The sequence below is a fragment of the Methylococcus sp. ANG genome, assembly GCF_040730495.1.
Classification (GTDB): Bacteria; Pseudomonadota; Gammaproteobacteria; order Methylococcales; family Methylococcaceae; genus Methylococcus.
The window spans coordinates 3,574,723-3,598,351 of record NZ_CP160399.1; the positions used below are offsets into that span (position 1 = coordinate 3,574,723).

At 64.2% G+C, this 23,629-nt stretch carries 21 protein-coding genes and 1 pseudogene; 10 read left to right on the forward strand and 12 right to left on the reverse strand.

Annotated features, from left to right (window positions below):
- Positions 1-29 precede the first annotated feature (29 nt).
- A pseudogene (locus ABZN20_RS17425) lies at positions 30-545 on the forward strand (REP-associated tyrosine transposase).
- Between the two features lie 128 nt (positions 546-673).
- Here ABZN20_RS17425 and ABZN20_RS17430 read toward each other — a convergent pair.
- From ABZN20_RS17430 to ABZN20_RS17450, 5 genes are all read right to left on the reverse strand, one after another.
- Complete coding sequence (locus ABZN20_RS17430) at positions 674-931, reverse strand: DUF2442 domain-containing protein (protein ID WP_218805696.1); 258 nt, start codon at positions 929-931, stop codon at positions 674-676.
- 5 nt (positions 932-936) lie between these two features.
- Positions 937-1,194, reverse strand: coding sequence for a DUF4160 domain-containing protein (locus ABZN20_RS17435; RefSeq protein WP_218805697.1), 258 nt, complete (start codon positions 1,192-1,194; stop codon positions 937-939).
- A gap of 124 nt (positions 1,195-1,318) precedes the next feature.
- Positions 1,319-3,394 carry a hypothetical protein gene (locus ABZN20_RS17440; protein WP_218805698.1) on the reverse strand — a complete coding sequence of 692 codons (2,076 nt, stop codon included), beginning with the start codon at positions 3,392-3,394 and terminating at the stop codon, positions 1,319-1,321.
- A 188-nt stretch (positions 3,395-3,582) separates the two neighbouring features.
- The gene (locus ABZN20_RS17445) at positions 3,583-4,452 is read right to left on the reverse strand and encodes a hypothetical protein (protein WP_218805699.1); all 870 of its coding nucleotides are present in this window, start codon (positions 4,450-4,452) and stop codon (positions 3,583-3,585) included.
- 64 nt (positions 4,453-4,516) lie between these two features.
- A complete protein-coding gene (locus ABZN20_RS17450; protein WP_367026092.1) occupies positions 4,517-5,266 on the reverse strand; it encodes a hypothetical protein in 750 nt (249 codons plus the stop codon).
- A gap of 331 nt (positions 5,267-5,597) precedes the next feature.
- On the opposite strand from ABZN20_RS17450, the gene ABZN20_RS17455 reads away from it, so the two are divergent.
- Positions 5,598-6,539, forward strand: a complete 942-nt coding sequence (locus ABZN20_RS17455; RefSeq protein ID WP_218805701.1) for a sigma-54 interaction domain-containing protein — start codon at positions 5,598-5,600, stop codon at positions 6,537-6,539.
- Positions 6,540-6,554: 15 nt separating this feature from the next.
- On the opposite strand, the gene ABZN20_RS17460 is transcribed toward ABZN20_RS17455, so the two are convergent.
- On the reverse strand, positions 6,555-8,312 hold the full coding sequence (locus ABZN20_RS17460) for a bifunctional metallophosphatase/5'-nucleotidase (protein WP_367026093.1): 1,758 nt from the start codon (positions 8,310-8,312) through the stop codon (positions 6,555-6,557).
- 236 nt (positions 8,313-8,548) lie between these two features.
- Here ABZN20_RS17460 and ABZN20_RS17465 point away from each other — a divergent pair, with 236 nt between their 5' ends.
- The 6 genes from ABZN20_RS17465 to ABZN20_RS17490 all read left to right on the forward strand — a co-directional run bounded on the left by ABZN20_RS17465 (position 8,549) and on the right by ABZN20_RS17490 (position 17,563).
- Positions 8,549-11,653: a cation-translocating P-type ATPase gene (locus tag ABZN20_RS17465; protein ID WP_367026094.1), complete on the forward strand. Its 3,105-nt coding sequence runs from the start codon at positions 8,549-8,551 to the stop codon at positions 11,651-11,653.
- Entirely contained in the window at positions 11,650-12,843 is a 1,194-nt protein-coding gene (gene metK / locus ABZN20_RS17470) for a methionine adenosyltransferase (RefSeq protein ID WP_367026095.1), read from the forward strand. The genes ABZN20_RS17465 and metK overlap by 4 nt, the downstream gene beginning before the upstream one ends.
- Before the next feature lie 2 nt (positions 12,844-12,845).
- Complete coding sequence (locus ABZN20_RS17475) at positions 12,846-14,870, forward strand: heavy metal translocating P-type ATPase (protein WP_367026096.1); 2,025 nt, start codon at positions 12,846-12,848, stop codon at positions 14,868-14,870.
- A 63-nt stretch (positions 14,871-14,933) separates the two neighbouring features.
- Complete coding sequence (locus tag ABZN20_RS17480) at positions 14,934-16,397, forward strand: HAMP domain-containing protein (protein WP_367026097.1); 1,464 nt, start codon at positions 14,934-14,936, stop codon at positions 16,395-16,397.
- A gap of 60 nt (positions 16,398-16,457) precedes the next feature.
- A complete protein-coding gene (locus tag ABZN20_RS17485; RefSeq protein WP_218805705.1) occupies positions 16,458-17,225 on the forward strand; it encodes a MinD/ParA family ATP-binding protein in 768 nt (255 codons plus the stop codon).
- Positions 17,226-17,260: 35 nt separating this feature from the next.
- Positions 17,261-17,563, forward strand: a complete 303-nt coding sequence (locus tag ABZN20_RS17490; protein WP_367026098.1) for a helix-turn-helix domain-containing protein — start codon at positions 17,261-17,263, stop codon at positions 17,561-17,563.
- Between the two features lie 31 nt (positions 17,564-17,594).
- Here ABZN20_RS17490 and ABZN20_RS17495 read toward each other — a convergent pair whose 3' ends face one another.
- The 6 genes from ABZN20_RS17495 to ABZN20_RS17520 form a co-directional block, all read right to left on the reverse strand.
- On the reverse strand, positions 17,595-18,110 hold the full coding sequence (locus ABZN20_RS17495; RefSeq protein WP_367026099.1) for a hypothetical protein: 516 nt from the start codon (positions 18,108-18,110) through the stop codon (positions 17,595-17,597).
- 49 nt (positions 18,111-18,159) lie between these two features.
- Complete coding sequence (locus tag ABZN20_RS17500) at positions 18,160-18,624, reverse strand: hypothetical protein (RefSeq protein WP_218805708.1); 465 nt, start codon at positions 18,622-18,624, stop codon at positions 18,160-18,162.
- 266 nt (positions 18,625-18,890) lie between these two features.
- Positions 18,891-20,216 (reverse strand): hypothetical protein, encoded by a 1,326-nt coding sequence (locus ABZN20_RS17505; RefSeq protein WP_367026100.1) that lies wholly within the window; start codon positions 20,214-20,216, stop codon positions 18,891-18,893.
- 207 nt (positions 20,217-20,423) lie between these two features.
- A complete protein-coding gene (locus ABZN20_RS17510; protein ID WP_367026101.1) occupies positions 20,424-21,803 on the reverse strand; it encodes a diguanylate cyclase in 1,380 nt (459 codons plus the stop codon).
- Between the two features lie 96 nt (positions 21,804-21,899).
- Positions 21,900-22,259: a hypothetical protein gene (locus ABZN20_RS17515; RefSeq protein WP_218805711.1), complete on the reverse strand. Its 360-nt coding sequence runs from the start codon at positions 22,257-22,259 to the stop codon at positions 21,900-21,902.
- A 17-nt stretch (positions 22,260-22,276) separates the two neighbouring features.
- Positions 22,277-22,702: a cysteine rich repeat-containing protein gene (locus tag ABZN20_RS17520; RefSeq protein ID WP_218805712.1), complete on the reverse strand. Its 426-nt coding sequence runs from the start codon at positions 22,700-22,702 to the stop codon at positions 22,277-22,279.
- Between the two features lie 227 nt (positions 22,703-22,929).
- On the opposite strand from ABZN20_RS17520, the gene ABZN20_RS17525 reads away from it, so the two are divergent.
- Both ABZN20_RS17525 and ABZN20_RS17530 read left to right on the forward strand, forming a co-directional pair.
- Positions 22,930-23,217, forward strand: a complete 288-nt coding sequence (locus ABZN20_RS17525) for a hypothetical protein (protein ID WP_218805713.1) — start codon at positions 22,930-22,932, stop codon at positions 23,215-23,217.
- Between the two features lie 29 nt (positions 23,218-23,246).
- Positions 23,247-23,510 carry a YfhL family 4Fe-4S dicluster ferredoxin gene (locus ABZN20_RS17530; RefSeq protein WP_218805714.1) on the forward strand — a complete coding sequence of 88 codons (264 nt, stop codon included), beginning with the start codon at positions 23,247-23,249 and terminating at the stop codon, positions 23,508-23,510.
- Positions 23,511-23,629: the final 119 nt, after the last annotated feature.

Here is a 23,629-nt window from a genome sequence, read left to right on the forward strand (position 1 = left end):
AGCGAAGCGCATCCACCAGACAAACACCGATGAGCAACTACCGAAGAGCCAAAATCGCCGGAGGAACCTTCTTCTTCACCGTGGTCACGCACGACAGAACGCCGTATTTCGCCGATGAGTCTGCCATCCAAATCCTGCGGGCCGCATTTGCGAAGGTGAAAACTGCCCGTCCCTTCGAGATCGAGGCCATCGTCGTCATGCCGGATCACCTCCATTGCATCTGGCGCCTGCCGACAGGAGATGACGACTATTCCGGACGCTGGCGGGAGATCAAGAAAATCGCATCGCGGCAGTTAGACCCGGTCACCAATCTCCGCAACAAACGCCCGGTATGGCAGCGCCGATTCTGGGAACATGTCATCCGTGACGAAGAAGATTGACGCCGGCACATGGATTACGTCCATTACAACCCCGTCAAACATGGTTTGGCTCGACGGCCGATCGATTGGCCTTGGTCCAGTTTCAAGAAGGCGGTGGCAAAAGGCTGGTATGAACCGGCGTGGGGCAGTGACGAGCCGCACATTTCAGGTCTGGAATTGGAATGATGGGGACGAGGGAGCATCGCCGGATTTCATGAATCGATGGGGTTGGGTGGATGCGCTTCGCTTATCCACCCTACATTCTTCAATCTACTGCGAAACATGCTCGCCGGCTCGGCATTCCGGGTCCGGGCTTAAGCAGCTTTGCCTCTCTGCTGTCTAAGCAGTTCCAACAAATACTCCGGTGCCAGGTCGGCACCGTTCGCCCAAGCCACGGTTTCCAAATCCGGGTGCTGGTGAGCCGTGGCAAAAAGTTTTGGGTCTCTCAAGGGGGAGAACATCGTTCCGGTCAGGCGATGCCGCAAGTCGATTTCGCCCGCTTCTCCATTATTGAAAGCGACGTACAACCGGAAGTTGTCCAATGCTCTGACTTCCTTCGTATGCAGGAACATATCGGTTACTCCAAGGGCTGGATGGGGTTCAGCGGCTCATCGCGCTGCGCCAGTTCCCAGTCGGCCAGCAATTCGTCCTGATGCAGGTCGAGCCAATCCAATACTGCGCGCAATGCCCGTTTCGGAAACTCGCCTCGAACGATCCCGGTTTCGATGTCAACGGTAATTTCATAGCCGCTGTATTTGGCATGAAAGCGAGGGGGCGCGTGATCGCTCCAGTACATCCCTATCACGATGCCAAGAAAACGGGAAATTTCGGGCATGGTTCAAAGCTTACTCTTGCATCGCTGAATCGCGCTTCAGAAGATCATAGTCTGATGCGGAGCCATCTGAAATCTCCCCTTGAAATGCAAGAGTATGCCGACGTTTCCCAACCGCGCTTAATCCTCAAGGCTGCTCCGTCACCATCAACGCCTTGGCCTGCAGCTTGAGCGCGATCGCCTTGTGCAGGCGCAGGTTCCGCATCGGGCCGATTTCCGTGTGCAGCGCCTTCTTTTCCAGGGCCAGTGCCTCTTCCAGCCGGGCCAGGGCTTCGGGGTAGGGGAGCAGTACCCCGCCTTGCAGGACTTCGATGGCATCCTCGGTGTCGGCCATGGCGAGTTTCAGCGTTTCCTTGGCTTTCTTGCCGCGCAGGGCCATGGATTTCCTGGACAGGCTGTTCGAACTGCGGATGTTCTCCACGGCGTTCAGTGTGCGCAGGAACAGCGCGATGGCGGTGACCTGGGACGATTCGAGCTTGACCCGCCGGTCCTTTCCGGACGAGGTCTTCGCGCCCGGCGAGAGGTTGAAGGAGTCGCCGTTGTAGGAGGCGATCGCTTCTTCCAGCGTGTTCACGCTGTTGTTGTGGAAGAACGGCGCGGTGTCGGCGGCCTCGATCAGCGGGGGGGTGTTGAAGCGGCCGGTGCCGTAACAGGGGTGGTCCTGGCTGAAGCCGCAACTGACCTGCTCGTTCTTGCCGAAACCGCCGTCCACGGCGAGGCCGGGGTCGAGCAGGAAGGCGGGGGGACTGCGCATGTTCTCCACCCCCGTGTCGCGGGTCGGGTTGGCCTTGGTGGTCGAACTGTTGGCGCCGGCGTTCTGGTGGCAGCCGTTGCAGTTGGCCGTTTCTCCCAGGATCACTTCGCCGTTCCTCACGGGGTTCTCCTTGACGTCGAACAGCAGCTTGCCCTGCTGGACCAGGGGGGAGTTGAAGCTGAGCTTGGAAAGATCGATGTCCTCGCTGCGTCCCAAGGACAGCATGTAGGCTTCCAGCGCGGTCAGTTCCTCGTCCGTGGGAAGGCGGAAATCGACCTGCGGAATGCGGTTCAGGGTCTTCGGCATGTGCTGGGTGATGGCGCCCAGGGCGAATTCCCGCAGCGAACCGGTGCCCGGCGAGCCGTCGCCGGACCAGCCCAGGGCATGGGCGAAGGCCTCGTCCTCGCAGAATTCGCCCTTGCCGCCGTGTTCGGCGCAGACCTCGACCTCCATGGACGTGGCAAGGCCCAGCAGATAGGGGACGCTGCGCATGACGCCCGGTTTGTCGAAACCGTCGACGTTGGCCAGGATCAGGCCCATCTGCCGCAGCAGGGCGGGTTTCTCCAGTTCCTTGAGATCCGGGTTGTACTCGGCGACGAACAGCGGGTCGGAGGGGGGCAGCTTGGCGATGTAGCGCGGATCGATGGTGTGGTTGTTGTCCGGCCGGTGGCAGGTCGCGCAGGTGCGGCCGTTGCCGTCGAAGGTTTCCTCGACGAAGATTTGCCGGCCGCGGGCGATGAGCAGTTCCAGGCTGGCCGCGTCCGCCGCCGAAGTTTGCGCGACCGCGGCCTTCGGCAGCAGGAAGGCGAAGGGCAGGGCGGGGCCGGCGGCCGGCCGCGGCTCGTCCCCCTTCGCCGTCAGGCTCCAGGGCTGGGAGGAAAAATAGGCGCGCTGCATGAGATTCGGGGCGCCGAACAGGAGGCCGCCGCGTCCCGGGGCTTCCCCGCCGCGGGCGATGATGGCCTGGTCGAGTTCGAAGCCGGCAAGGGACGCCCGATCGAGGGTGGTGCGCAGCACCGCCCAGCCGTCCGCCGTCCGCGCCAGCGTGCCCAGCCCGATCAGGCGATCGCCGGCCTCGGGCGTCACCGCCTGGCTGGCGCCGCCGCGGTTGTCCGCCAGCCAGACCTCGTAATTTCCCTCCGCCGGCAAGCCGCGTGCCTTCACCTCCAGGGCGCCCGTCAGCATGTCGAGGCGCAGCTCGCCGCGGGCCTGCGCCCCGCCGGCCGAGAGCGCGGGGGAATGGACCAGGGAAACCTTCAGTGTCTCCGCGTCGCCCCGCCGCTCATGCCGGGTTTTCCATCGGTCCAGGACGGAACGGAGGGCGGCAACGTCCCCGTGGCCGAGCATCGGGGAATCCGGCGCGGGTTCGTCGAAAAAGGCGGTGTTCAGCGCCGCCGCCAGCGCAAGGGCGGCGGCGAGCGAGGCAAGGTGTCGAGAGGATGAAAGCACGGCATTGTACCATTGATAGCGGACAGACCCGCCGGCGGGCTCGATGCGCGCAGGCGGCCGGGAATGGCCCGGGTCGGGCCGGTTTGGTCCGGGAGGTGGCGGTTCAGGCTTATTCTTGCCTGTCTGGAGGAAGCGGCGGGCCGCTTCTCAAGGTGGGATACGTCCATGTATCCCGAAAACTTACGGCCTCAGTAGCACTGGCACTGGCCTTGATACTGCGGCAGGTTGCACAGGTCCACGTTCATGCAATGGCTCATCGGCGGATGCCAGCAGGTCTTGCCAACGGTGCAGCCGTTGGGGTCGATGACAGTGCCGCCGCCACCGCCGCTCGAGGCCTGCTTGACGTCCACCTCGAGCTGGAAATAGACGTCGTGCTTCTGGCTGGGGTCGCCGTGCTGGGCGTCTCCGCCCACGGCCACGGTCAGCCAGTCTTCTTTCCTGCCCTTGAGTTTGAAAACACCGTTGACGCTGGCCACGGTCTGCGGACCGACACCGTTAGCCGACATGTAGCCCGGGTTCGTTTTGTCGGTCCACGGGCTGAGCAGCCAGCCCCAGAACGGAGGTGTGGTCTGGAACTGGTTCGGATACCAGTGCAGGTGCGGCCCCTGGTTCTGGTTGCCGCGCCAGACAGTGAGCGCCGGGATCAGGTCGCTCTTGGCCGGGTCGCTGCCGATATAGCGCTTGGCGTTGATGGTGACGTTGAGCTTGGTCAGGCCCTGCGCCTTCAGGCCGCTCAGGTCGATGAGGAACCATTGCGAATGCATGGCCCAGCCATAGCAGGTTCCGGGTACGGCGCCGGCCGGCGGATTGGTCGCCGGGTCGCACCAAGCCATGGACTTGGTGGTCGGGATGCTGGCGGGCGAGCCGCCGTCGCCGGGGGTGCCGATGGTCTGGCCGGAATGGACCGAGAGCGCCGGGGCGCCGGACTTGGTGTCCTTTTTCTGGAAGACGAATTTCGCGGCGTAGGTGATGCCGTCGGCGGGGACGATTTCGACGGCTCCCGCCGGGGTTGCGGCGTAGACGAGGCCCAGGGCAAGGGCGTTGAAAATTCTTTTCATCGTGAATCCTAAACGGGTCGGACTGGAAGGTTGGCGGACGGCTGAATTCGCGGCACGGGTGGTCTCACTGCGCCGGCTGCTTCTGCTTTACGTCGACGGTCAACTGGTAATTGACGCTGTGTTTGGTGTTGGGATCCTTGGCGTCGCCGCCCACCGCGACCGTCAGATAATCCTGAGTACCGCCCTTGAGCTTGAACTTCCCCATGACCGAGGCGAAGTTCTGCGCGGGGGTCGCATAGGCGCTGTTGTAGCTGATCACATCGCCCTTGACGAAAGTAGCGCGTTGCAGCAGCCAGCCCCAGAATTCCGGCACGCCCTGGAGTTCGCTCGGATACCAGTGCATTTGCGGTCCCAGCGTCTGGTTGCCGCGGTAGACGGTAAGGGCGGGAATGATGTCATTGTTCTTGGGGTCGCTGCCCGCGTGGCGTTCGACACTCACCGTGACCCAGACGGCGCCCAGGCCCTGGCCCTTGAGTTTGCTCAGGTCGATCAGGTACCAGTTGGCGTGCATACCCCAGCCGTAGCAGCCGTTGGTCTCGTAGCCGGCGGGGGTGACGGCCGGATCGCAATAAGCCATCGACTTGGTCTGCGGGATCATCGTCGCATTGCCGTCATCGTTCGGGGTGTTGAAAGCCTGGCCCGAATGAAGGGAGGCGGCGGCTGCGCCGGTCTTGGTGTCCTTCTTGTCGAAGATCAGCTTGGCGGCGTACCGGATGCCATAGCTCGGGTAGACGTCGCCGGCCAGGGCGTTGCCGGCGATACCTGCGATGCCGGCGGCGGCCGTCATCGAAATCAGCAGTTTGCGGTAGGTCATCGTTTCCTCATGACGAGAGTGTTCGGGAACATATTATCCGGCCCTGATACACGCAATATGCAGGCCAAGGGATGGGCGGCGGAATTCCGGCGTTCCGCGGGTGGGTCCGTTCGATTGTGTGTGAAATGCCTCAATCAATGCGGCTAATCGCTCACTTTGCTCTTGGAGCGAAACCGCATTTCCGTTCCGTGGGGTTGCAGCGGGGGTGAGACTTCGGGTCTCGAAGACGGATATCCGGATTTCCCCGCATGGCACGCCTGATGCTTCGAAGTGCGCGGCGAGCGCGGTCGAGACAGGCTCGACCGTCGACGGAAAATAAGGAAAAGCGTCCATGTTCGAAGTGCTCATCGGCCGGTCCCCCGGTTTCGAGGCGCTCATCCGCAGCGCGCGGCTGGTGGCCGCGACTGACGTGACCGTCCTCATCGTGGGCGAAACCGGCACCGGCAAGGAGCTCCTGGCCCAGGCCCTGCAGGGCCACAGCCTGCGCGCCGAAAGGCCGTTCGTCACGCTCAACTGCGCCGCGCTTCCGGCATCGGTCGCGGAATCCGAGCTGTTCGGCCATCGCCGCGGGGCTTTCACGGGTGCGGTTTCGGATTTCTCGGGGCGGCTCGAGACCGCGGACGGCGGCACCCTGTTCCTGGACGAGATCAATTCGCTGCCTTTGCCGGTTCAGGCCAAGCTCCTGAGATTCCTGGATTCCGGGGAAATCCAGCCGGTCGGCGCGCGTTCGCCGCAACGGGTGGACGTCCGCATCATCGCGGCGACCAATGCGAAGCTGGCCGACAAGATCGACGCCGGGGAATTCCGCCGCGACCTCTACTACCGGCTGAGCGTGGTTCCGCTCGAAATTCCCCCCTTGCGCGAGCGGGGCGGCGACGTGGAACTGCTTCTGCACCACTTCATGCGCCATTTCGCGCAAGCCTACGATATTCCGCCGGCGGTGTTCGGCCGGGGGGCGGTGCGGCGTCTGAATGCTTATCCCTGGCCGGGAAACATCCGGGAATTGCGGAATTTCTGTGAGCGCCTGGCCATCCTGATGCCCGGCCGGGTGATCGAAGAGCAGGACCTCCCGGAAGAAGCCCTCCGCTCCGTGCCACGGGCCAAGCCGCTGTTCACGCTTCCGGACGAAGGGCTCGAGCTGGAACAGATGGAAATCGACTTCATCCGGCAGGCGCTGCAGCGGACCCACGGCAACCGGAGCCGCACCGCCAGGCTGCTCGGCCTCACCCGCGACCAGCTCAACTACCGTATCCAGAAATACGGCATCGACTGATTCCCGGGCGGCCGGTCAGGGAAGACGGATGATCCGGCGGGGCGTCCCCGGTGTCAGCGGCGAGTGCCGGCCGAAATAGCGCTCCAGCGCCGACAGCTCCGGTAGGGCGGCCATGCGGTTCGCGCCCTGGGTGAACAGCGTGAAGCCGTCGCCGCCATCGGCCAGGAAATCGTTGGTGACGATCCGGTAGATCTTCCCGGCGGCGATCGGTTTGCCGCCGAGCCTGATGGACGCCGGATCGACCTTGTCGCAGGCTTTTCCGCCGGCGTTCCACGCGTATTCGAAACCGGCGGAGACCTGCAGAATCCGGTTGGCCGGCTGGCCGTTCGGGCAGCCCGGGAACTGCTGCTCCAGGAGCTGCTCGATCTGCGCGCCCGTCAACGTCATCGTGACCAGCGTGCCGCCGAACGGCTGGACGTCGAACGCCTCGCGGTAGCTCACCCGTCCTTTCTTTCCCGGGGCGTAGGAGAAATCCGCCCGCATGCCGCCGCTGTTCATGAAGGCGATGGCGGCGGCGCCGTATCTGCGGCTGCGCGTCGCTTCCAACTGGGCGTCGGCGATGAGGTCCCCCAGGGCGGATTCGCCGGCTTCGTTGGGCGTCCGGCTGAAGGTCGCGGTGATGCGGCCGACGATCCGTTCCTCGATCGGCCGGGAAAGCCGGCCATAGTCTTCGACCAGCCGGGTCAGCAGCGGCTCCGGCCGGATATCGCGGCTTACCACCAGGTTGCGCGCCGCCGTCGAAATCACCTCGCCGGTCTTCGCGTCCAGCACCAGGTCGATGTCGCTGACCAGGCGGCCGTAGTCGTGGGCGCTGGTGACGAGCACCGGTTCGCCGGCGGCGTTGGGCAGGCGGCAGGCATACGTCTCATGGGTGTGGCCGCTGACGACCAGGTCGACTTCCGGGTCGAGCCGGCGCACGATGCCGGCGATCGGTCCGGAGATGCCGGCGCAGCCGTCGGGGCCGCCGCCGGGATGTCCCCCTTCGTGGATCAGCACGACGATGGCTTCGATTCCCTGGGAGCGCAGGACGGGAACCAGGGCGTTGACGGTGTCGGCCTCGTCGCGAAATTCGAGGTCTTTGACGCCGCTCGGCTTGACCAGCTTCGGCGTGTCTTTCAGGGTCAGGCCGATGAAGCCGATTTTCCGGCCGTGGAACTGCTTGACGCCATAGGCCGGGAACAGCGTCCCGCCGCTCTTCCGGTCGAAGACGTTGGCGGCCAGGAAGCGGAAATCGGCGCCTTTGAATTTCCTGCCGACTTTCGAGCGGATCATGGGGCTGAGTCCCTTTTCCCGGCACGACCGGCCCGCTCTTTCCAGCCGGGGGTGGCATCCTCCCCGCTGCATGCGCAGAAGTTCGTCGCGGCCTTCGTCGAATTCGTGGTTCCCCACCGCGTTGAAGTCCAGGCCGAGCAGATTCATGGCCTCGATGGTGGGCTCGTCCTGGAAATTGGCGGAAATGAGCGGGCTGGCGCCGATCAGGTCACCGGCGGAAACCAGGACGTTGTCCGGATTGGCGGCCCGGAGCTCGCGGACGTGGCCAGCGAGATGAGCCGCCCCGCCGGCGCTGACGGGGGCGCCGTTCAGCATGAGGTCGCCGGGTGGGCGCAGGTTGCCGTGGAAATCGTTGATCGCGATGATCTTGACTGCGATGGCCGGCTTGCCGTCTGATGCAACCGTGGGATCAGGCGCCGCGTAGAGACGGGCGGCAGATATGAGGGACGCGCCGGACAGGGTGGAGGCCGCCAATATCCGTACTATGATGTGATGAGTCACGGCGTGCTCCGGGCTGGGAAACCTTGCGGGACCGCATTGTGCGTCGGCTCGACGCCCCGCGCAAATGCTGTTTCCGCTCGTCTGGCAGCGGTTCCCGGCGAGTCACGAAAGTGTAACGAACCGCCTTTAATCTTCCGGACGATGGACGCCTCCGTATGCCACGCCCTTTCCGCTAATCGAACGACCCGCTTCCGCCGGCCAGCATTTGTGATGACCGCCAGGACTTTGGTGTGGAAATGAACACAATGGAAAAGAACCTCTATGCGGCCGATACGATCATGAGCTCCCGGCCTTCCGGCGAGACTCGGGTCAGCGTGCTGCGGGTGCCCGCTCCCGGCCGGCTGCGCGTCAAGGTGGTGGGCCTGTACCGCTGCGACGACATGCAGCGGGCGCTCGAAGCCTTGCCGTCGGAGGCGCAGGCGCTGCGCATGGTCAGCGCCAATCCGGTCACGGGCAACGCCCTGGTCGTCTTCGATCCGCAATGCCCTCTGGCCGCGGTGCTCACAGCGCTGGAACGATGCGCGCTGATTCATGGCGCGCCTTTTCCCGTCCCCAGGTCCAGGCCGGTATCGGGCCGGAGCTCGGCCGAGCCGAAGCGCGGACGGGGCAAGCGCCCCGCCGCCGCCCCTCGTCCTAAGCTGGCCGCCGTCGTCGGGGACACCGTAAGAAGCAAGGAGAGCTGGCATACCCTGGACGCCGAGGACGTGCTTTCCCGTCTGTCGGCGAACCGGGACGGCCTCAGTTCCGCCGTGGCCGCGGACAGGCTGCTGCAGTACGGGCACAACGTGCTGACCGAGATCAAGCCGCGTTCGGCGGTGGCGATGTTCCTGGAGCAGTTCGCCAGCCCCCCCGTCGCCCTGCTGGGGCTTTCCGCCGCCGTATCCATCGCCACCGGCGGCATGGCCGATGCGGTGGTGATCGTCGGCGTGGTGCTGATCAACGCCGTGATCGGCTACGTGACGGAGGCACAGGCGCAGAAGACGATCGACGCCCTGGGCAAGATCGGCCCGACCCAGGCCCTCGTCATGCGCGACGGCGTCAAGCGGTCGGTGGCCCTGGAAGACGTGGTGCCCGGCGACATCCTGGTGCTCTCGCCCGGCTCCTACATCGCCGCGGACGCCCGCCTGCTGGGGAGCAACCAGCTAACCGTCGACGAATCGGCACTGACGGGCGAGAGCCTGCCGGTGAGCAAGCGCCATGCCTTCGTCGGCACCAAGGACACGCCCCTGGGCGACCGCAAGAACATGTTGCACATGGGCACCATCGTGACGGGGGGGAGCGGCCAGGCGATCGTGGTGGCGACAGGCCGCCACACCGAGATCGGCCTGATCCAGTCCCTCGTGGGCGAGGTGAAAACGCCGGAAACCCCCTTGCAGCGCCAGCTCGACGAAATGGGCAAGCAGCTCGCGCTGGCCTCCAGCGGCATCTGCGTGTTCGTGTTCGGGTTGGGCGTCCTGCGCGGCGCTCCGGCGCTGCAGATGCTGAAGACGGCGATTTCGCTGGCGGTGGCCGCCGTTCCCGAAGGCTTGCCCACGGTGGCGACGTCCACGCTGGCGCTCGGCATCCGCGAGATGAAGAAGCGCCACGTCCTGATCCGTCAACTGCCTTCGGTGGAAAGTTTGGGCTCGGTGCAGACGCTGTGCCTGGACAAGACCGGCACGCTGACCGAGAACTGCATGCGGGTCGTCAGCCTCAAGACGCCAGACCAGGACATCGGCTTGTCTCCTTCGGGCGAATTCCGCTCGAACGGGCAGACGGTCCGGCCCGCCGAGGCCGAAGACCTGCGGCGCCTGATGCAGGTGGTGTGCCTGTGCAGCGAGGTGCAGCTCAACGGCGATTCGTGCCGGCCGGGCCTTGACGGCTCGCCGACGGAAATGGCGCTGGTGGAGATGGCGATACACTCCGGCGAGGACGTCGCGGCCTTGCGCCGGAGCCTGCCGCTGGTCAAGACCGTGCACCGGGCCGAAGGGCGGCCTTACATGCTGACCGTCCACGACACCGGCGGCGAGGAGCACCTGATCGCGGTCAAGGGCAGTCCCACTCACGTGTTGGCGCTGTGCGACCGGCGCATGGAAGGCGGGGTGCCGGTGCCGCTCGACGAAGACGCGCGGGCGGCCATCGTGGAGCAGAATGAACTCATGGCCGGCCAGGCGCTGCGGGTGCTGGGCATGGCCTACGGCTATTCCAGGGAGACCTCGACCGCGGCGATTTCCGAAAAGCTCATCTGGCTCGGCATGGTGGGCATGGAGGACACCATGCGGCCGGGCATGGCCGAGCTGATGGCCCAGTTCCACGACGCCGGCATCGATACCGTGATGATCACCGGCGATCAGAGCGCCACCGCTTTCGCCTTCGGTTCGCGGCTCAATCTCAACTACAAGAAGCCGCTGGAAATCGTCGATTCGACCAACCTCGACGAGCTCGACCCGGACGTGCTGAAGGGCATCGTGCGCGACACCACGGTGTTCGCGCGGGTGGCGCCTGCGCAGAAGCTCCGCATCGTCCAGGCCCTGCAGGCCAACGGCCGGGTGGTCGCCATGACCGGCGACGGGATCAACGACGGCCCCGCGCTGAAGGCGTCCGACGTCGGCGTCGCGCTGGGCAACGGCAGCGACGTGGCGCGCTCCGTCGCCGACGTGGTGCTGGAGGACGACAACCTGCACACCATGATCACCGCGGTGCAGCAGGGCCGGACGATCTACCGCAACATCCGCAAGAGCCTGGCGTACCTGCTCAGCGGCAACCTCGCCGAGATCGAGGTCATGGTGGTCGCGACGGCGATCGGCGCCGGCGAAGCCCTGAATCCGATGCAGCTCTTGTGGATCAACCTCGTCACGGATATCTTGCCGGCCGTCGGCCTGTCCCTGGAGCCGCCGGAGAGCGACGTGCTCAAGGAGAAGCCGCGCGATCCGAAGGAAAAGATCTTCCGGCGCGAGGATTTGCTCCGGCTGCTGCGCCAGTCCCTGGTGGTCTCGGCCGGCACGCTCGGCGTCTACGGCTACAGCCTGGCCCGCTACGGCCTGGGGCCCGCGGCTTCGACGAATGCCTTTCTGACGCTGACCGTGGGACAGATGTTTCACGCCGTCAGTTGCCGGTCCGAGCGGACGACCGTGCTGGATAAAAGGGCGGGCAACCCGGTGCTGGTGTCCGGCGTCGCCGCGACCGTGGCGCTGCAGGCATTCGCGGCGGTGTTCCCGCCGCTGCGGGGCTTGTTGCGGCTGACGCCGATCAGCCCGGCGGACTGGGCGGCGATCGCGGCCGGCTCGGTGTTGCCGTTCGTGGCCAATGAAGCCATCAAACTGCTCCCTTCCAAGGAACCCGAAAGCGAGAACCGTGCATGAAAAAGACATTCCTCTTCACGTCCGAGGCAGTTACCGAGGGCCATCCGGACTGCGTGTGCGACATCATCAGCGACGCGGTGGTCGACCGGTTCCTGCAGCAGGATCCTTACGCCCGGATCGTGACCGAGTGCGCCTTGTCGAAGAGCGTCATCTTCCTGGCGGCGCGCTTCGCTTCGACCGCGGTGGTGGACATCCCCGAGCTGGCGCGGCGCACCATCGAGGACATCGGCTACCATCCGGAGGAATTCTCCGCGCCGGAGTCCACCGTGGTGACCAGCTTCATCGTGCAGTCGCTGGAAGGTCGCGCCGAGCGCGACGAGGCGGAAATGACCGACAAGGAACTGGATAAGCTCACCGTCAAGAACCAGGTGACCCAGTTCGGTTTCGCCTGCAGCCAGACGCCCGAGCTGCTGCCGCTGCCCATCGTGCTGGCCCGCCGCCTGGCGCGGCAGTTGACCGGAGCCAGGCGGCGCGGCGAGGTGCCCTATCTTTCCCCGGACTGCACGACCCAGGTCGGCGTCGAATTCGACAAGGGCAAGCCGGCGCGCATCCACAGCATCACCCTGATCGCGGGCACCCACGGCGTGCCGGAGCTGGGGGTGGAGGAACTGCGCGGCGATCTCGACAAATGGGTGATCGCGCCGGCGTTCGAAGGCGAGGCGGTGCGGCCCGACGAGAACACCGAAATCTTCGTCAACCCGCGCGGCATGCTGCACCGCAGCGGCCCGGCGGCGCATTCCGGGATGACCGGACGCAAGAGCGCGAGCGACACCTACGGCGGCTATGCCCGCCATTCCGGTTCGGCCCTGAGCGGCAAGGGGCCGCTGCGGATCGACCGGGTGGCCGCCTATGCCGCCCGCCACGCGGCGAAGAACGTGGTCGCGGCGGGGCTGGCCGAGGAGTGCGAGGTCCAGCTCAGCTACACCATAGGCCAGGCCCGCCCGGTGAGCGTGCAGGTATCGACTTTCGGCACCGGCAGCGTGGGCGAGGACGTCATCAAGCAGCGTCTGGAGAAGCGCTTCGATTTCCGGCTGGGCGCCATCGTCCGTGATTTCAATCTGCGGCGGCTGCCTTCCGAGTACCGGGGCAGCTTCTACCGCATGCTGCCGGCCTACGGCCATTTCGGGGCTTCTTTCACTGCCCTGCCGTGGGAGCGGACGGACAAGGCGGATCTGCTGGCGGGCGACTGAGCGTGCTTCCTCGGCGCCAGAGCGGAGCGGCCTCCGCCGCTTGGGGCGAGACGGCGGCGGCACAGCACAGGATCGATTACGGCGAGCGGTTCAAATATCCCGTTCTGGCGCTGGGCGCGTCGGTGGCCGCGACGCCCTTGGAATTGCCGTTCGCGCCCGCCGTCGTCGGCATCGTCCTCGCGCGCGCCGCTTTTCCCTTGTGGAAGCGCACCCTCGCCAACCTGAAAAAGACCGGACGCCCCAACGCCGACCTCCTGGATTCGCTATGGGTTCTGGTCCACGGCGCGACGGGCGAAATGTTCGCGCCCGCCCTGGCCATCTGCCTCACCGAGACCGCCCGCGTGCTCAGGGATCTGACCGCCATCACCGGCGAGCGGCGCAAGCCCGACATGGTTCCCAACCGGCAGTACTGGATCGAGCGCAAGGGCAGAAGACGGCTGGTCCTGGCGAAGGACTTGCGGAAGGACGATCACGTTTTCCTCGGACCCGGCGACCGGGTGCCGGGCGATGGCGTCGTGGTGGGCGGCGACGGGCTGATCGACGAGCACGACCTGCTGGGCGGCGCCAAGCTGGTGCCGCGCACGGCTCTCGACGAAGTCTATGCGGCGTCCCTCCTGACCCAGGGACGCCTGGTGGTGGAGATGCGCCGGCTGGGGGCGGAAACGCGGATGGCGCAGATGGCCGAAACGGTCAAGGAGCGGCCCTGGAAGGAAACCCGGATCAGCAACTACATGGAAGAGATCGGCAACCAGGCGGTGATGCCGGCGATCGGGGCCAGCGCGCTGGTGTTCGCGGTGACCGCCAGTCTGCCCAGGGCCGTCGCGCCGCTTCAATTGGACTTCGCCCAGGGCATCGGCGTCAGCGCGCCGGTCCCGGTGCTGGCCTCGCTCCATCACGCCGCTCAGAACCGGATTCTCATCCGCAGCGGCCACGCGCTGGAGCAGTTGGCGAAGGTGGATGCCGTGGTGTTCGACAAGACCGGAACGCTGACCGAGCGCGGTGTGGAGGTCGGCTCGGTGGAAACCTCCCTGTCTTCGGTCTCCGAAGACGAACTGCTGTACTGGGCGGCATCGGCGAACCGCTACGTCCTGCGGCCGTTCAGCGCCGCGCTGGTCGCGTATGCCGAAGGAAGAGGCGTGGCGCTGACGGCCAGTGATCCGCTGGACTACTCCGACTCCGCCGTCGTGTCCCACGTGGACGGGCGCGAAATCGTCGTCGGGACGTTCCAGTTCCTGGAGTCGCGCGGCATTCCGGTGGACGCCGAATATCACCGCAGGCACGATGGCGTCATCCTCAATCGCTCGATCCGCTACGTCGCCCGCGACCGTGAAGTCCTGGGCGCGATTTTCTTCAGCAACGCCCTGCGGCGGGAAAGCGCGGTCACCATCGAGACTTTGAGGCGCATGGGCATATCGTGTTACCTGCTGACCGGGGACACCAGCAAGTCCGCAAACGCGGTGGCGTACAAGCTCGGCATCAGGCCGGGCTGCACTTTCGCGGAAGCTTCTCCCGAACACAAGGTGGAAGTGCTGAGCAGATTGCGCCGGAAACACAGGGCGATCGCCTATGTGGGCGACGGGATCAACGACGCGCCCGCCATGAGCCATGCCGACGTGGCGGTCTCCTTCCAGCAGGCGACCGATCTCGCCCGGGAGACGGCGGACGTGGTGCTGCTCGACGACGGCCTCCAGGGGCTGTGCTACGGCATCGAGACCGCCCGCGAGGCGATGCGGCTGGTGCACCAGAACATCGTGGCGGTCACGGCCGCGAACATCGCCGTGGTGGCCGGCGGGGTTTTCTTCAATCTGAGCACGGTGAGCGCGGTCGTCGTCAACAACGGGGCGGCGCTTCTGGCCTGCCTCAACGGCATGCGGCCGCTTTATGCGGGCGAGCGCAGGGACCCGGAAATACAGCGGACCACGCTTCGGGACGACGAAAGCCTGCTGGGCATTCCCTGGCGCAAACGCGGCCGCGCCGGCGTCGATGGCATCCTCGGCGGCCATTCGGGACACGCCGAGCCGGCCTAGCCGTCGGCGGCCGGCACGGGCACAATGTTCCGCCAGCCGCCGGCGGCTGCAGGAAGAGTGCGAATGATATCGATCAGGGTCGTATTCCCCTTTATTTTTGCTTTGCAGATATTCGTCGCCGTGGGACTGACGGGGGCCATCGCCTATGTCAGCCACATGAGGGAGGCGCAGGACACCGCCGAGGAGATCCTCGAATTGATCGGGAATACGATCGACGACCAGCTCTACCGCTTTCTGTCCCTGCCCATCGATGTGACCCAGTTTTACGCGGATGGCCTCAGAAGCCAGCCGGATCTGCCGCTCGGCGATCTGCTGGAGCCACGGCTGGTGAAGAGGCTCTCGAACTGCGTCTGGACCCAGGCCCGGATGACGCGTTGGGCGAATCTCAGCATCGCCAATCCCGCCGGGCAGAACCTCAGGTTCGACCGCAGGGAGTACGGCAAGAAGGTGGTCAAGGTGTCCGACATCCGGCGGGGCGGCGCCGTCGAATGGCGTTTGCTGGAGAATTACGGGAAAGGCGATGCGCCGCTGGAGGTGCAGGAGGTCGCCTACGATCCCCGTACCGAGGCGTACTACCAGGATGCGCTGGCCAAGGGCGGCCTGGTCATCTCGCCGATCCATTTCAGCCCGGTTCTGCAAGGTTCGGCGCCCGTCGTGACGGTGGCCGAGCCGGTCTATGCGGCGGACGGCAGGCCCAGGGCGGTGGTCTCGTCCGACATCTATCTGGCCGGCATCAGCCGTTATCTTCAGAACCTCCATCTGCCGAATTCCTCCATCGCTTTCCTCTTCGACGCCGAAGGCCACCTGATCGCCGCCTCGCGCGGCTCGGCCTCGACGCCGGGGCGGCTGCTGCTTGCGGCCGAAAGCACGGATTCCGTCATTCGCAGCACGGCCGGGTACATCGGCGAGCGCTTCGGCTTTCTCGAGGTTCCGGACGCCGAATCGTTCAAATACGTGCGCGGCGACCAGCACAATTATGTGTACACCGACCATCTCCTCACCGACCGGCAGTTCGCCGGTCTCGGCCTGGACTGGAGACTGGCCGTGGTGATCGCGGAAAGCGACTTGATCGAAAATCTCATCACCGGCATCCATTCGGCCGCCTGGCTGTCGCTGGGTCTGCTGGTGCTGGCCATCGCCGTGGGTTTGTGGACCGGAGCCTGGATGATCCGTCCCATCCTCACCTTGGGTAAGGTGGCGGCGGCCCTGGAAAAAGACGAACTCGACGCGCGGCACCTCGACATCCGCCAGCTCGAGCGCGACGCCCGCCGGCGCAACGAATTCGGCGAACTGGCTCGCATTTTTCTGCGCATGGTCCAGGAAGTGCGGGCCCGTCACGACCTGCTCGAGGCTCAGTTGGAGCAGCTTCGGGTCAACATCGACGAGACCGGCACGCAGGCCAAGATCAAGCAGATCACCGACAGCGAGTTTTTCGCCGATTTGAAAAGCAAGGCCAGGCGCATTCGGGACGAGCGGAAGCGCGCCGCGGAACCGCCGGTGCGGGCTTTCGTCGAGCATGAACCTTGACATTTGACGGCGGCGGCATCGGGCCGCCGCAAACAGCGTGTACCTTCGAGGACTCGAGTCGTGGGAAAAATCATATCCGTACATTCCTTTCGCGGCGGCACCGGCAAGTCCAACGTGACGGCGAACCTCGCCGCCCTGCTTGCCCGCCGCGGCAAACGGGTCGGCATCGTCGACACGGACATCCAGTCACCTGGCATCCATGTGCTGTTCAACCTCTCGCCCGAGCGGTTCCGCTACGCCTTGAACGATTACCTGTGGGGGAAATGCCGGATCGAGGAGGCCGCCTATGACGTCAGCGGCGTGCTGGAAGGACATCGGCTGAAGGAGGGCGGTTCCCTGCACCTGATACCGGGCAGCATGCGTACCGGCGAGATCACCCGGATCCTGCGTGACGGCTACGATGTCGGCCTGCTCAACAGCGGATTCCAGGAGCTGATGGAGCGGCTGGAACTCACCCATCTGCTGATCGACACCCATCCCGGCGTCAACGAGGAAACCCTGCTGTCGATCGCCATCTCCGACATCCTGCTGCTGATTCTGCGCCCCGATCAGCAGGACTACCAGGGCACGGCGATCACGGTCGAACTGGCGCGCCAACTCGAGGTGGAGCAGATGTTCATGCTGGTCAACAAGGCGATCAACCCGCAGGATTTCGGCGCGTTGAAGCAGCGGGTCGAGTCGACCTATCATGTGCCGGTGCTCGGCGTCCTGCCCCTCTCGGGCGACGTCGCCATTCTGGGCAGCGGCGGCATCTTCGCCCTGGCGAATCCGGAACACCCCGTGACTTCCGTACTGGAAGCGGCGGCGCAGCGGATCGACGCCGCTTGACGAGTCGCTGCCGGTTTCGCAGAGAGGTATCCGAGATGGCGCCGGAGCGTCCTTCATCCGCCGGTTTCAGGGCCAGCGACCTGCTCATGCTGTCGCCCGCCGAGCGTCGCGTTCTCCAGTGGCTGATGCGGCGCGGCTCGGGTTCCGTCCGCGAAGTCGCCGAGTGGTTGGAAATGCCGGAGGAGGAGGCAGGCAGCCGATTGGACGCGCTGGAGAAGCGGGGTTACGTCGTTGCGGAGGGTGCCGGCGGGCCGAAGTCGTACCAGCCGAAATTCGGCCGTTCGCGCCCGGCGCGGAAGCCGCCATCCGGCATCTGGGGAAAGCTGGACGGCTCGTGATGTCCCAGGAACCGGCGGCTCTTCCCCAAGCTTATTTTGCGTCCAGATATCGGATTACCAGAATCCTCGAGTCCTTGTACTCGAGGGGGACGGACGTGGATTCGATATTCTCGCTGTAAACGGTGGCTTCCTCGCCGGGAGCCGCGCCGCTGAGCGATGCGCCTTCGGCATGTTCACATTTTTCGGTGGCTTCCACCGACGCATCGCAACCCATCCCCATTTTGTAGATCAGCCTGCTGTCGGCGATGATGACGATCGCGGCATCCCCGCCCGCTTTTTTCGTGAGGTGTGCGATATCCCCGAGATAGCTTTGGGTTCGCCAGGGGATGTTCCGCCGGACGTCGTGGATCATACCCAGTACCTTGTATTTCCTGTCGGGCGCGCCCGTGGTCCATATGTCGACGCCGTCGACGTTTTGAGCATGGTGCGCGGGCTTTTCTTCACCGACTTTTTCCAGCTCTTCAGGCGGTATCGCTGTCCTGAAGGTATCCCGCGGCGCGCAAGCGGATAAACCGAGCAGGAAAAAGAGTATATGGAGCGGTTTCATGGCGGGTCCACCTGCGTTCATGTTCTGACCTGGATCGACGGGGCCGGCATCAGCGTGGACTGATCACGGTGATGTCGTCGACTTCCTTGAAGCGGGCGACGACGGCTTCTCCAGGTTCATATTCGTCAAGCCTTCCGGCTTCCGGAGCCATGCGTACGCTGAAGACCCGGCCTTCACGGCTTTTGAGGGTGATTAGGCGCGATTGGGGATCGGAGGAGACCACCCAAGCGGGAATCTCGATGATTCCGCTCCAGTAAAGTTCGTGACGCTTGGCGGCGGATAGGCCATCCCGGTGGTAGTAGGGATTGAAATACTCGCGTTCTTGCATGCTGCCAGGAACGGGGTGCATGACGATTTCTCCGGTTTCCGGATGATGATTGTCGTTTCTCACGATTTCCACCGTCTCGGCCAATTCAAATGTGGCTAGATCGCCGACACGCAGGTCCGCGAGGCTGCCCGCCCGGGGGCCGACCTTTACGGTGACCCGCTTTCCATCGGCGAGCAGGAATACCACTTGGCGGTCGGCAGGGTGAATGGCCTTGACCGTTCCCTCGAAGGCCCGCGCTCGGATGAGGGCCGATTTCGGCGCGGACTTTCCAGTGGGAGCGGGAAGGGTTCTGGCGGTATCGTCCCCGGCCGCTGCGGTGGGTAGGGCCGCCGGGTACGCGCTGGTGGCGGGTTTTGGGGGGGGCTCCGCGCATCCGATGAGTCCCAAGCCGGCGCTCAGGAGACAGGCAATCAGAGCGTGATTCTTTTTAGGCGACATTGCGGCCATCTCTGTTAGAACTGGTATTGGATCTGGAGGCGGTTATAAAAGAAATCCTGCCTTTGGATGTTGCCATTCTGCCAGCCGAACCGATTTCGGATGGACAATCCGTCCAGGCCGGATGATTTTGAAAAGCTATAGGTTACGTCGACATCGGTTTCATAGGGATTGGAGGTGAAGGTGCTGGTGGGCGTGATGTAATAGCCGCCATAAGACACCATGGCCTTGATCTGCTTATCCATGAAATATGAGGTCGCAGCCACCTTGAACGCGCTCCCTGGGGATTGCATTTCGATCATGCCGCCTATCATCTGCGTGGTGTACAGATAGTCGGTTGCATAGCCGGTAGTGTACGGCGAAAGCAGTGCACCGTTGCCGAAGGCCCCGTTTTGCCTGGTAATGCCATTGTAAGCTGCGGTCAGGCGCACAGAGGGGGTATCGATGCCTGCCAGGACACCGTAGATCTGACTATTTCCGGCCGCGCCTTGTCCCACCTGCGCCAGCAGGTTGTCCCCATCGCTCCACTGGCTCCCGAACTGAAAACCGAAGAGTGGATCGAAGCCGGTGCCGGTTTTGTGGACAAAACTGCCGTCAAACCATAAGAGCTGGGAGAAGTCAATGAATTTGTTATACCAGAGATGGGCCGTCAGCGGCTTCCCTGGGCTACCGTATTTCAGCCCGAATGCCAAAGCGCCCGGCGTGCTCTTGCCGTATAATGCCGAGACCGGTGAGCCTCCGGCGTGTCCTGGAAAATAAAGATTGGTCGGAGTGAACGATCCTTCCGCACGCCCGTTGAATTCGAACACACGCAGGCCGACAAAACTCAAATCCTTCAGCGGGGCGTAATCGGAGAACGGAGTGAGCTCACCATAGACAGCGCGGTATGCTGACGGCTTTATGCGCGAATCGGACGGGTTTATCCAAGGGGTGTCCAGAATCTGGTCCGGGCCGCGCAAGGTAAAGTATTTGTGTTTGTATTGCAGGAAGGCTTCGGTCAGTACCCAGACGGTGCCGCCCGGCAGGGTTGTATCGACCTGGGCCGGATTGACCGGGTTGAGGCCGAGGCTGTTGCCGGCTCCCAGGGTCAGGCCGGCCTGAAAATGATAAAGCGGCGCGGTAAGCAGACCGGCATAGCCACCCAAGGAGTACGCGTATTGGTTCGTCGCTTCGCCCGTATATGTGCGGGAAAAATAGTAGCTGCGGAGGTTGCCGTGGAACTTGGTTTGTTGCAGGAAATCTCCGAAACTCTCATAGTAGGCGCCGCTCGTATCCGCATGGCCTGGGGCGCCAAGCATGATGGTTCCCAGCCCGATGCCGGCGGCCAGCCAGCGCGATAGCATCGAACGGAGGGCTTTCTGAGATTCATTCCCGCCGGGTGCCACGAGCCGGCGGGACCTGTGAGTTTCGAATCTTGCCATAGAGAACGGTATCCCGGGAGGAAGTATCTCTACGGATTGTCGTCCGGAAAAATGACCGGGAGATTTCAGCCCTGTAAAAGATAATGGATGTTAGATAGTTATCAGGGACGGATGTCAGAAAACTTCAAACTAGGCCATGCCGGATTGTTGAACGCCGTTCGAGTCGGCCGGGGATTTCCGGTTTTGCTTGAATCTGTACATGGAGCCGTCGGCATGGGCGATCAATGCGTCCGCGGTCACGCCGTTTTCGGGATAGGTGGAGACGCCTATCGATGCGCTGACATGGAGGCGCTGGCCCTTATAGCCGATCGATTGTGAGATGATGCCGGCGAGCTTTTCCGCGACGGTCATCGCGCCATGGTGCCCCCGGGCACCGGGAAGAATCAGCATGAATTCATCGCCGCCGACACGGGCGACGGTATCGTTGCTGCGCAGCGCACCGCGCAGCCGCCTGGCGATTTCCACGAGTACCTGGTCGCCGGCCCGGTGGCCGAAACGGGCGTTGATGGGCTTGAAGTCGTCGAGATCGATATAGAGCAGGGAAAAGCCGTCACGGTGGCGCCGGGCCTGGGCGATGGTCCGTTCGAGCCGGTCGTCCAGCAGGCGCCGGTTCGGCAGGTCGGTGAGGGAGTCGTGCAATGCCAGGTGCTGGATGCGGATGCGCTCGAAAAGCACCAGAAACACCAGGGCGGCGATCAGGCCCGACAGCAGCAAAGTGGCGATGCGCAGAATGACCAGGCGTTTCCCCTTGGTCTGCCAGCCTTCGGCGGGAGTGGCGGCGAGCTCCCAGGAGCCGCCGGGGACGGCGATCGACAAATCCACGTGGTCGTGGTCGAACAGCCAGGCGTCGCCGAGGATGATCCGGCCTTTCTCCCCGGCCTCGTCCTTGCTGCGCAAGGCCCAGGCGATCTTGGCCGGACGGCGGTCCTTGTTGATCGCGGCGAACAGCGAGTCGAAATTGATCACCAGGGCGACGATTCCCCAGTAATCGCCGTTCAGCAGATAAACCGGGGTCCGGCTGATGAGGCCGCGGCCGCCCTGGATCAGGTCCACGGGGCCACTGAGTACGGTGGTGCGGGTTTCCATGGCCCGCTTGACCGCCGCCCATTGCTCGGGGTTGTCCTGGTAACGGAAGCCGATCACTTTTTCGTTGCCCTTGAGCGGATAGCTGAACCGGACCTCGTTTCCCGGCGCCAGCACGATGTTGCGCAAATGCCGTCCATAGCCGAAGACGGTGCTCAGGATGACCTTGACCGATGCCGGGTCGAGGGTCTTGTGGGCCGATACGTAGCCGCTCAGGCCGTTGGCGAGGTAGAGCGTTGAGTACAGTTCCCCCTCCAGCCGCGCCCTTATCGTCGACGCCTCGGCGAGCACCTGGCTTTGAGAGATGACCCGCAGCCGTTCCGCCTCGATCCTGACGACATACTCGCCGAATGCCGCGATCAGCAGGAAAATGACGATGGCGAATGCCGATACGAACCGCGGACGGGCGAAGCAGTCGGCCAGCACGGCTTCAGCCCCCTGGAGCGTCGTGAGGAGCCGTTCCGCCTCCGTTCGATCCGGCGGAAGCGGCCGCGGCGGGCTTCGGGTCGGCGCCGGAAGAGGTCACGGCTTGACGAATTGCCGTCCGGACATGTCCACGCAGATGTCTTCGTAGTAGTCGTAATCGTGAGCGCAGGCGATGCAGCGTCCCCTGCAGGCATATTCCATGTTGTTGCAGATGAGAGCGGCCTGCTGATTGCTGTGCACGGTGACGTTCCCGACCTGCTCGAGGTTGTAACCGTCGCCCCAGCGCTCCACCCGGTAGCACTGCACCTGGATGGGGTTGTCCGCTTCGTCTTCCCATTCTTCCCAGGCCTGGACGGTGGGGGCGGCGCCCAGCGCGAGCAGGGATGCCATGCCCAGGCGACGCAGAAAACCCTTGATGCCGGCACGGCGCGATGGTGTCGAAAACGCCATGTTCATGCGTGGATTCCTTAAGTTCAGGGGGTGGGTTTGGTCCGGCTCCCGCCCTTGCGGGCGGCAGCCAGCGTGTCCTTGCAGGCGGAGGAAACCTGGCGGTGATGTTCCCTCAGGCAGGCGGCCACCCGGCCCTTGCCTGGCCGGACGTCCCCGCACAGGCGCTCGACGTCGGCCCCGCAGGCGGCCTGTATCTCCCGGTGCCTGGCGAGAGCGGATTCCAGGCCGGAGCGGCATGCCGGCGAGAGCCGTGCCTGATGCTCCTTGAGACAGTTCTGTATGCGTCCGCCGCCGAGGCCGAGGTTCTTGCAGTATCTGGCGATTTCATCCGAGCAGGGCAGAGGATGCGGCGCAGCGTGGCCGGGGACCGCCCAGGCGCCGGCGAGAAAGACGAGCAAAGCGATGCGCTTCAGCCTGCCGATGCCGGTATTGCTTGCGATCGAGCGCATGGTATTCCTTCTCCTTAGGAGGGGTTCCTGATTGCGGTAACGGGATGCTTGCCGGGCGAGGCTCCGGAACGACGTTACAATCCGGATGTGACCGTCTCGTGACGAACGCCATGCCCGAAAACCGCACTATGCACCCGGTTTCCAGCGTCGGCAAGTGCGGTGTACGTTGACATATACGGTGCCTCCGGCCATAAAATCACCTCACCCGAAGCGTGGAGGGGATGTTGATGGAACCGGATTATGAAGCGCTTGGCCGCTATTACGCGAGCCTGGAGACGTTCAACGAACTCTCGTCCAAGCGCCATCGCCTGTCCGGCGATCTGTGCCGGATGCTCAGCCACAGCATGGAGCGGAACCATGATGTCCTGACGCTGTTCGATCACGAGACCGCGCGCATGCTGCTGGAAGACATCATCGCCCTGAACGCCCACTTGATACAGGTCACGGAACACCTCAACCGGCACGCCGCGGAATGCGGCAAACCCGAGATCCGTACGCTCTACCGGAAAGGCTGAGCACCGTCGTCACCGACTATGGAAGCGAAATGGCGCTGATCATCACCGACGAATGCATCAACTGCGACGTTTGCGAGCCGGAGTGCCCCAACGGGGCCATCTCGCAAGGGGAGGACATCTATGTGATCGACCCCGGCCGCTGCACCGAATGCGTGGGCCACTTCGAGCGGCCGCAGTGCGTGGAAGTGTGTCCGGTGGAATGCATCCATCCCGATCCCGATTACCGGGAAGACCACGACACTTTGTACAGGAAGTTCGTCGAACTGAACACCGGCCAGACCGAGCGCGCCTAGGCGTCCCTCCAATGCCGTTAAGTTGAGCCGTTCGCTGAGCGGAGTCGAAGCGAACGAGCTGGCTTCGACTCCGCTCGGCCAGCGCGACTCCGGCCAGGCGGCGAAGGGGCGAGCTCCGG

Excerpts from the sequence above, each read along its gene's own strand:
- ABZN20_RS17530 (WP_218805714.1), top strand. The coding sequence starts at position 23,247 with ATGGCGCTGATCATCACCGACGAATGCATCAACTGCGACGTTTGCGAG.
- ABZN20_RS17445 (WP_218805699.1), bottom strand. The coding sequence starts at position 4,452 with ATGAAAAGAATTTTCAACGCCCTTGCCCTGGGCCTCGTCTACGCCGCA.
- ABZN20_RS17490 (WP_367026098.1), top strand. The coding sequence starts at position 17,261 with ATGGCGCCGGAGCGTCCTTCATCCGCCGGTTTCAGGGCCAGCGACCTG.
- ABZN20_RS17515 (WP_218805711.1), bottom strand. The coding sequence starts at position 22,259 with ATGAACATGGCGTTTTCGACACCATCGCGCCGTGCCGGCATCAAGGGT.
- ABZN20_RS17430 (WP_218805696.1), bottom strand. The coding sequence starts at position 931 with ATGTTCCTGCATACGAAGGAAGTCAGAGCATTGGACAACTTCCGGTTG.
- ABZN20_RS17435 (WP_218805697.1), bottom strand. The coding sequence starts at position 1,194 with ATGCCCGAAATTTCCCGTTTTCTTGGCATCGTGATAGGGATGTACTGG.
- ABZN20_RS17505 (WP_367026100.1), bottom strand. The coding sequence starts at position 20,216 with ATGCTATCGCGCTGGCTGGCCGCCGGCATCGGGCTGGGAACCATCATG.
- ABZN20_RS17520 (WP_218805712.1), bottom strand. The coding sequence starts at position 22,702 with ATGCGCTCGATCGCAAGCAATACCGGCATCGGCAGGCTGAAGCGCATC.
- ABZN20_RS17495 (WP_367026099.1), bottom strand. The coding sequence starts at position 18,110 with ATGAAACCGCTCCATATACTCTTTTTCCTGCTCGGTTTATCCGCTTGC.
- ABZN20_RS17465 (WP_367026094.1), top strand. The coding sequence starts at position 8,549 with ATGAACACAATGGAAAAGAACCTCTATGCGGCCGATACGATCATGAGC.
- ABZN20_RS17450 (WP_367026092.1), bottom strand. The coding sequence starts at position 5,266 with ATGACCTACCGCAAACTGCTGATTTCGATGACGGCCGCCGCCGGCATC.
- ABZN20_RS17480 (WP_367026097.1), top strand. The coding sequence starts at position 14,934 with ATGATATCGATCAGGGTCGTATTCCCCTTTATTTTTGCTTTGCAGATA.
- ABZN20_RS17455 (WP_218805701.1), top strand. The coding sequence starts at position 5,598 with ATGTTCGAAGTGCTCATCGGCCGGTCCCCCGGTTTCGAGGCGCTCATC.
- ABZN20_RS17525 (WP_218805713.1), top strand. The coding sequence starts at position 22,930 with ATGGAACCGGATTATGAAGCGCTTGGCCGCTATTACGCGAGCCTGGAG.
- metK (WP_367026095.1), top strand. The coding sequence starts at position 11,650 with ATGAAAAAGACATTCCTCTTCACGTCCGAGGCAGTTACCGAGGGCCAT.